Raw genomic sequence first — 8,105 nt, 5'->3', positions numbered from 1 at the left:
AAACGCATCTCAAAGGGGAAAACGCATCTCAAAGGGGAAAACGCATCTCAAAGGGGAAAACGCATCTCAAAGGGGAAAACGCATCTCAAAGGGGAACTAAAAAACTGTGAAACCGTTTAACAGTGAAGAAGCCCCTAGGCTGACAAATTGGAGTCCGCTCTGTCAACCTGTCATTTGGAAAATAATTGATGAATCCCCTTGTTTTTATCCTCTTATTAGTTTCATGTACAGATGATTTTAATAGTTGCTATTCGAACAATACAATGGTTAAAATCTATCCCACGGCTCAAGCTTGTGAACAGGCCATGGTCCCGTCCACAAAAAAGTTTGCACTTTATGGACAACAAATTTTTGCTCAATGTATAAACGTACAACCCAGTTTACATCAACAAGAAGTAAACTTGATCTGGTCTGTAACAAACCATGGAAATTTCCTGCTTAAAAGCCAAAACGTAAAGGACAAGCTGTCTACAGTACACAAAGAAGATATTTTACCAACATCGCTTCCTCTTTTACATTCTTCTTCCACAAACCTCTTGCACAAAAAACTTTAAAAGCATAAACCCATCAGATCTCAAAAAAAATAATCAATGAAAGACATGATGGATAATAAGCGAATGCACCCTTCAAAAGACCATCACACAGAGCAAAATTCTCCGCCTCAAGATCTCCCTTTAGACCCTGCCGTAGAACGAGTGAGAAAAAAACTTATGGGTTTAATGATTATTTCCGTTTTAATAACGCTTTTCCTTATTCTAACCGTACTGTTTTTAATTGTTTATAAAGTGATAAAAACCGGATCAGCGCCAAAACAAACAGAGCTATCTTCCTCTCTCAGCAAAAACCCACACGTTATCCATCATACGCTCTCTCTACCGGAAAAAACACAGATTTTGTCGCAAAGCCTCTCAGAACACAATATTGTACTGAAAGTTTTAACCCCTGATGGACAAACAAAATTTATGATTTACAATTATCATACCGGTGCACTTGTCTCCATTCTTTCTGTTGAAACAACAAAAGAGAGAGCGAAGATAATGCCTCATTAAGAAAACTAACATCAATAAGCGCTGACATAGCATTCTGAAGGTTTAAACATTTTCTGCAAGCCGGCATTATCACACGCTTTACCAGCGCGTGGGTGTTGCCGACAATCCTTGGCGCTAGAGAGAGTTCATAAGAGCCATTTTATTCCTTTATTATAAAATTTATCCACACGGGCTCTCCCCGTTTGCAACGTGCAAGCGAATGGTTTTTGTTGATCCAACATGGAACAAATTTGCAAATGAGAGAATTCTAGGGGTTTAGGAGCTCTCACCTAACATTCAAAACAATGAATTATTATTATAAATTAATGTGATAAGTCTTAAATATCCACCACACGGGCGACGGCGCGTTTTTTACTGTATCCCCTCACTTAAATCTTGGAAAAGAAGAAACCTTTCTGTCAACGCATTCCCATTTTCAGAAAATGACATCACTTGGGAAAAGCTAATGAACGTGCAAGAAATACCTCTTCTTGAGTGCAAAAATTCAACATATTAATTTATAGTGATGATTTATTTTGCATGTCAAACGAGAATCTCAAATACTGTAAGATTCTCCCTTTCAAATCTGTTCGTAAGAAACTGAATCAAAATCATTTCTTTACATATCCCAGCAAGGAAATGGATGAATAAAAATACCTCTTATGAATGATCCGGTATCAAAAGAAGAACTGTTGCAACATTGAAAATTAAAGCAATAACGCCCAGCTTACATCTTTTATTAAGCAAAGATAGCCGATGAATTTCACATGATAGAATTCATGAACACCAGTGCGAAATGGGCATGAATACATTGAATAATATTAAATATAAGTGTGAATTAAATAAAACAACGACATTGCGTTCTTCATAAAAGAACTGCCTCTTAAAATACACGGATGCGGTTTTCTCTGTATTTCCTCACTTAAATCCCAGCAAAGAGGCAATCTTTTCTGTCAACACCCTTTGTTAAGTCTCAATACTGCCCGTGAAAATCCAAAGAAAGCGCAAGAGGCTTCTTGAGTATATACAATTTACTATCATGATACCAATAACATCACCACAAGCGCTTATACAGCACCTTTCAGGTTTAAACATTTCCCTCTGCTTCAAGATTGACCACTTGAGCGACGGCGTGGTTTTCTCTGTATCCGCTTACTTAAATCTCAGCAAAGAGGCAATCTTTTCTGTCAACAGCCTTCGTTAAGTCTCAATACAGCCCCGTGAAAACTCAAGGAAAGCGCAAGAAGCTTCTTGAGTATATTATAATTTATTATCATGATACCAATAACATCACCACACAAGCGCGCTTACACAGCACCCTTCAGGTTTAAACATTTTCCTCTGCCTCAAGATTGACCACTCGGCGACGGCGTGGTTTTCTCTGTATCCCCTCACCTAATCCAGGCAAAGAAGAATCCTCTTTTGTTGCTGTTTTTGTTGCTGTTGATGCATCTCCATTGCTAGAGCTTTCTGCTGTTGTAAGTGAAAGCTCAAGAGATGATTCATCTTGAGTCCGTACAGTACGTCGACGGGGAGAACGACGTATTTTTTTGACAGGTTCAACATTTTTCTCAGAGAGGCAGTGCTCTTGATCTGTTTTTTCATCCGATAGAGCCTCTAAAGCGTTTTCACGCGCATCCCCATTTTGCGCTTTATCATATTGGCCATTGCCATTTTTTTGCGACGACATTTGTAATACATCTGTATCACCCTCGACAGCATCCTTTTTTTCACCGTCAAGATTTATTTCACCGCATTCTTGCCCATTGTTTTCATCACGATTTTCGTTTTCATCACCACGATTTTCATCACGCCGAACCGATTGAGACATTTGCCCAGCTGCTGCTAAAATAATACGCAAATAGTGCTCGGCATGTTGTAAATAATTTTCCGACATAACACGATCACCTGCACCTTGTGCATCACGCGCAAGGCTTATGTATTTATCGGCAATTTGCTGAGCATTCCCGCGAATTTTAACATCCGGACCGCTACTTTCATAATTGCGAGACAACGGATTAGGACCGCGACGATTATTATTGTTATTACCATTATTGTTATTATTGCGACCGCGTACCCGTCTATTTTGTTGTGGCCTCATCTTTATCCCTTTTTGGAGTGTTTGTCTTATGTGTGTCTTAATTGACGCTTCCTCATTACATTATCTTTTGATAATGCTGATCATGTTTAACATACGATTATCAAGCTATCCGCGTTTATTTCACTCAAACGAACCCTACTGATATTGATAAAAGCATATATTTTCTTGAAAATCACAAAACAGCAGGGAAATCGTAAATCAAAAATTCCCTTTTTCTCTGTCAAACAGCAGAAACCTAATGATGTTCACGTAAAATGCCAAGTGTTTTTTTTAAAATAAACCATATTTCACTAAAAAAAATAATTATCTTGTGGAAAACAAAAAGGAAAACACACATATAACACACCTGACAAAGAAAAAATTCCTGCCAGAGAATAGTAGAAGCTTCCTTTTTTGCTCTAAAACCACCGCTCCTAAAAACGCCGATATTCTCTACCCCCTCGTGCATTTAACTCACAAGCACTTCCATCCCAACGAGTCACTGCGCGAACCTCTTTATTTTATAAATATAGCCTCTCTTCATCGCTAAAGCAACCCCTTGCGAGCGATAATCCACGATCGCCTCACAAAACCTCTTAATTTTTATAGATAGATTAACACGAAGTATTATTCAAGCCCTATAATCACCAAGAGATCAATCTTCTTTCCCAAACAAGTCAATGATACTATCAATTTTTATTTTAACCCATAGAGTTTTTAAGTTAATCACAGTTTTTATTTATAACAAATTGAGCTTAAAAACAAAATATTTAAATACAAAAAAATATCAAATTATGAAAAAAACGACCAATATGTCACACTTTTTAAAAATCAGCTTCTTCTCAAAAAAATACCCTCCTCAAAGCCTATCAATAAGAATGGCCTAACGTATTTCCTTACTTATCTTTTCTGATAAAGAAAACTAGAATTATAAAACAAGCACATTTTTAAACCCAGCACAGCGCTTTACGCATGAAGAAGCCGTAAATGTTTATAAAAGGAATGTTTTTTACTCATTTTTGTCATGTCTATTGACTTACACCCTCAAAGAAGGAAGATTCTCAAATCACACTGGTCTGTCAACAATGAAAATACTTATAAAATTCATACACTGAATTGATTTGTAATGGTAATTCATATTTTTTGTGTTGAGTAAGAAAATTAATATCGTAGGATTTTTCATCCTCAATCTGTTTGCTGTTGAATCAATCTCTTTTTCTTGCATGTTACATGTGGGAAAACCTGCGTGGAGTAAAAACGATAAAAAGACTAAAAGTGCCTCTTATGAACCGTCTCTAAGGCTAAAGGGCTGTCGACAGGCACCATTGGGAGCGAGCAAAATGTGAGATAGTACTGGCTTACTCTTTTTCAAACCATAAAGATGAACATGCTCTATAAATTTTATACATTCATGAGGGTTTTACCATTATACCATTCACCAAAACCATTACGAAATGGATTTCCCACACTCGTTATTTCCCTTAAAAAAGCGCAACAAACCCTCTTGAAACTCCACCACGCCCCCTTAAACATTTCAAGGAGGCCATCCATACCTTATGTCGCCACACCTTAAATAAGAAGTGCGATATAACAAGATAAATAAATCAAGCTGCTATTGGTCATGAGGCAGATAGTCATTTAAGAGGCTTTTATCTTTTTGTCAAAATTCGCATCCTTTTAACTTTCCATATAAAAACTTAAAAGTAATTGCGCCTTTTGCCTGTTTTATTTTCTCTTTCATTCAGAAAACAGTCTCGTAAGAGAAAATAATTTCCATCCCCAGGACGGACCCTCGTCAAACATTGTTTTTTAGCACTATCAGAAAGCTTATCCCACATTTCACGAATAGCAAAATAGGCCTCACTTTCCAAATTAAGACAATGCTGATAAACCTCTCTTTTCATATCGGGCATAACAGAAGCAGAAATTTCCTTGCAATATACGCGTAGATCAAAAACAGGAATAACCAATTCAACGGGTGCTTGTTGTGTTACTTTTTTATGAGAAGAAAAATAACTAACCACCTTTGCAACAACAAAACACAAAAATACTATACAAAAAAGTATTATGCAAACAAAAGCAATCTTGCGATATAATCTTTTGAAATAAGCCTTTTGTCTTGCTCGGATTCTTTTTTCCATAAAGATTGTACCCTTTAATATCCCAAGAGAAGCTTTTACAGCAAAAAATGATAGAAGTATCTGTGTACACAATACAGGTTATAGCCGCAAACGATCAAGACTCTTATGTCAAAAGACTCTCTTTTTTATCGTATAATTCTTATGAAACACTTTTCTCATGCCCTTTATGAAAAAATAGGGCTGATGATTTTCTCTCACCACTTTTAAAGACAAAGATTCTTCATCCATGCGGATCTATAAACAATTCGTCTTTGTTAAGACATGTCATATTGATTTATAAAGAATATTTATTGTTTTACATGTTGAATGAGAAACCCGAACACCATAGGATTCTCTCATTCCAAACCTGTTTATGTTAAATCAACCAAAACCATGTTGCTTACAAGTTACAAGCGGAACTGGTATGTGGATTAAAAACTGTATAAGAAAGGCATATGCCTCTTATGAATCGTCTCACGAACCAAGGCTGTCGTAATATTGGGAGCGAGCAAATACAATGATGGTGCGGGCTTGCCTCTACATAAGCGTAAAGATGGGAGTGCTCAATGGATTTACCGTTATTCACCACACAAACACTTCATATATAAAATCTTATACGCCTTCTATTACCGCCCCCTCAAAAAGCAGTCGCTAAAACAAGATAAGAGATTATAGATGTAAAACTCCAAACAAAAAAGAATAGACTTTCTAATCGAGATCAACAAACACTGTTAAAGACACATTTGCATTTTTGACCATGCTGGCATGTATGATAATGGCCCTTCAAATGCGCCACCATTTTATGCTTCACCTCATATCATTCTCCGTCAAACAGTCACAAAGATTCTTTAACTATTCAACGCCCCCCCAACCAAAGCAAAGAAACCGAAACCAGACGCCTGCATTTTTATTTGAATCTTCCCTATTGGGATAAAACACACAAGAATTTAAAGATTTCACTGCAAAATGAAATCACAAAATACAATAATGAGAAAAATATCCAAAGCCATCTCAATAACAAATATATAGCGCCCCTGTTATTAGAAAGTAAAAAAAGCCGCACCATTTAAAGGCGCGGCTTATGAATAGAGATATAACTAAATAAAATACAAAAGAAATCAATAATAAATACTTATACACAAAACGTATAGTATTGCAAGCTTTTTAATTATATTTATAAAAATATCCAAAAAGAGTATAAATAATGATACATTCGTATTGAGGAGAGCTGTTTATAACAATACACTTTCTAAAATAAAAACGTATCAAATAAATCAAAATACTTTGTAGCTTTATCTCAATATAATCCATGAAAAAACACACATGATTTAAGTCCATAATTATAATAAGATCCGTTCTTTTACGCTTGTAAAAGCTGGTTTTTCTTAACTTACATTCACCACTTCAAAAGATGAAGATTCTTCACCCAATCTGATCTATCAACAGCCCAGATTGCAGTGGGGTCCATTTGGCTTTTTCGTATGTGATTGATTTAAACTTAAAGCTCAACAAATAAGCCTGCCTTAAATATTTGCCACGCCCTTTAAAAAACACTTTTTGTATCATGGAAGCTCTTACAAAGAGACTTGCCTTATATCATCACACCTGAAAGGACAGTCTTTACAGCATAAACAGGATAAGACAAATCAACAACCGCTTGTACAATCTTGTCTGATAAGAAAACAAGTGAAACGTTAGCCTTCAAGCCTGCTCCAACAGTACAGCATTTCTCTTCTTTATAAGAAAAGACACAACGATACGCATGATTTTTTTATAGGCATTTTTCTGCTTTTGTCCTTTTGGCAATTAACATTTTCTTTTTATGGGATTTTTAACAAATTAAAATTGCGAGGAACTGCACTTTTTCTCTTTTAAAAAAGCGTAAAAACCGCAAATTATTTATAGAGTTAAAATCATCAAACGCTCTATCCAAAAGCTTTTTAAAATGATTGCAAGATTTTTTATCTTTTTAAAGCTTCTTTTGCCATGCGTTTCTATTTGGGCATAGCTCCTTACTCTGTAGGCTTTAAAAACTTACCCTTAGATTTCAATATGCGCCCTACTCTCCCCAACAACGCATGATCAACTTATCCAGCAACAACGCTTCTCTATCAATTTTTACCATTTTTTAACATCTCAAACAAAGTGCAATTTCAGGCTCCACCGAAGATATAAATTAGGTTTATCTGATCTATAGCTTCACCCCATACATATTGTTATGATCACTCTATTCTATTTTTCCTTATCTAACAAAGAAGAAATCTCTCTAGAATGCTCAACACTGATGTTTTGAGCAACACTACTGTATATTCCTAGCGGCTTATGTGCTGTAAATTTTGAAATAAAAGAGCTGTAGTCTATTTTTGGCGCCTCGTATATTGGAGAAAAAAATATGTCTCCAACGGACGATGATTCTGTTTTAATTTCTGGTGCGCTCACAAAACTGTTTGGTGTCGTTATTCCACCACTCACAACACTATTAATACTGTCTTGTTTCTCTTCTTTCTCATTTTTTTTCTGTTCGACATTGATAAGATCTAGAGCATTTAATTTTTTTTCTAAAGCATCCATGCGCTTTGCAATTTTTGTAATATCTTCATATGCTTTCTTCAACAATGCGTTTAAAGGAGCATGTCCCATTCTTCCGCTAGCATAAAGAACCACACGAATACATTCCGGATCATCAATATCAGCAATAGAAAATGGAAAAAGTGCCATTATATCCCCCTTTTTTATAAGCTAAACGCGTATTAAGGCATTTGCATCTCTTTTTTCGTTGTACGGCTCTTGTATTTCTCAGACAACCTCAGAAAACCTCAGAAAACCTCAGAAAACCTCAGAAAACCTCAGAAAACCTCAGAAAACCTCAGACAACCT

General features: G+C 36.0%; 6 protein-coding genes. 2 read left to right on the top strand and 4 right to left on the bottom strand.

Going from position 1 to position 8,105, the window contains the following annotated elements; genetic code table 11:
• The first annotated feature begins 188 nt into the window (after positions 1-188).
• On the top strand, positions 189-554 hold the full coding sequence (locus ACFIQC_RS06275; RefSeq protein ID WP_375613650.1) for a hypothetical protein: 366 nt from the start codon (positions 189-191) through the stop codon (positions 552-554).
• A 45-nt stretch (positions 555-599) separates the two neighbouring features.
• Positions 600-1,049, top strand: a complete 450-nt coding sequence (locus ACFIQC_RS06270) for a hypothetical protein (protein ID WP_375702894.1) — start codon at positions 600-602, stop codon at positions 1,047-1,049.
• 1,306 nt (positions 1,050-2,355) lie between these two features.
• On the opposite strand, the gene ACFIQC_RS06265 is transcribed toward ACFIQC_RS06270, so the two are convergent.
• The 4 genes from ACFIQC_RS06265 to ACFIQC_RS06250 form a co-directional block, all read right to left on the bottom strand.
• A complete protein-coding gene (locus tag ACFIQC_RS06265; RefSeq protein WP_375611688.1) occupies positions 2,356-3,129 on the bottom strand; it encodes a DUF4167 domain-containing protein in 774 nt (257 codons plus the stop codon).
• Positions 3,130-4,509: 1,380 nt separating this feature from the next.
• Complete coding sequence (locus tag ACFIQC_RS06260; RefSeq protein ID WP_375706891.1) at positions 4,510-4,659, bottom strand: hypothetical protein; 150 nt, start codon at positions 4,657-4,659, stop codon at positions 4,510-4,512.
• Positions 4,660-4,805: 146 nt separating this feature from the next.
• Positions 4,806-5,249, bottom strand: a complete 444-nt coding sequence (locus ACFIQC_RS06255) for a hypothetical protein (protein WP_375610680.1) — start codon at positions 5,247-5,249, stop codon at positions 4,806-4,808.
• Positions 5,250-7,460: 2,211 nt separating this feature from the next.
• A complete protein-coding gene (locus tag ACFIQC_RS06250; RefSeq protein ID WP_375706890.1) occupies positions 7,461-7,946 on the bottom strand; it encodes a hypothetical protein in 486 nt (161 codons plus the stop codon).
• Positions 7,947-8,105: the final 159 nt, after the last annotated feature.

It is taken from the genome of Bartonella sp. AA126HLJHH (assembly GCF_042197425.1).
Taxonomy (GTDB): Bacteria; Pseudomonadota; Alphaproteobacteria; order Rhizobiales; family Rhizobiaceae; genus Bartonella.
This window is presented reverse-complemented; position numbering and strand designations above follow the sequence as displayed.

Bases quoted from the DNA above. Each gene is read 5' to 3' on its own strand.
- ACFIQC_RS06260 (WP_375706891.1), bottom strand. From the start codon at position 4,659: ATGGATGGCCTCCTTGAAATGTTTAAGGGGGCGTGGTGGAGTTTCAAG.
- ACFIQC_RS06275 (WP_375613650.1), top strand. From the start codon at position 189: ATGAATCCCCTTGTTTTTATCCTCTTATTAGTTTCATGTACAGATGAT.
- ACFIQC_RS06270 (WP_375702894.1), top strand. From the start codon at position 600: ATGATGGATAATAAGCGAATGCACCCTTCAAAAGACCATCACACAGAG.
- ACFIQC_RS06255 (WP_375610680.1), bottom strand. From the start codon at position 5,249: ATGGAAAAAAGAATCCGAGCAAGACAAAAGGCTTATTTCAAAAGATTA.
- ACFIQC_RS06265 (WP_375611688.1), bottom strand. From the start codon at position 3,129: ATGAGGCCACAACAAAATAGACGGGTACGCGGTCGCAATAATAACAAT.
- ACFIQC_RS06250 (WP_375706890.1), bottom strand. From the start codon at position 7,946: ATGGCACTTTTTCCATTTTCTATTGCTGATATTGATGATCCGGAATGT.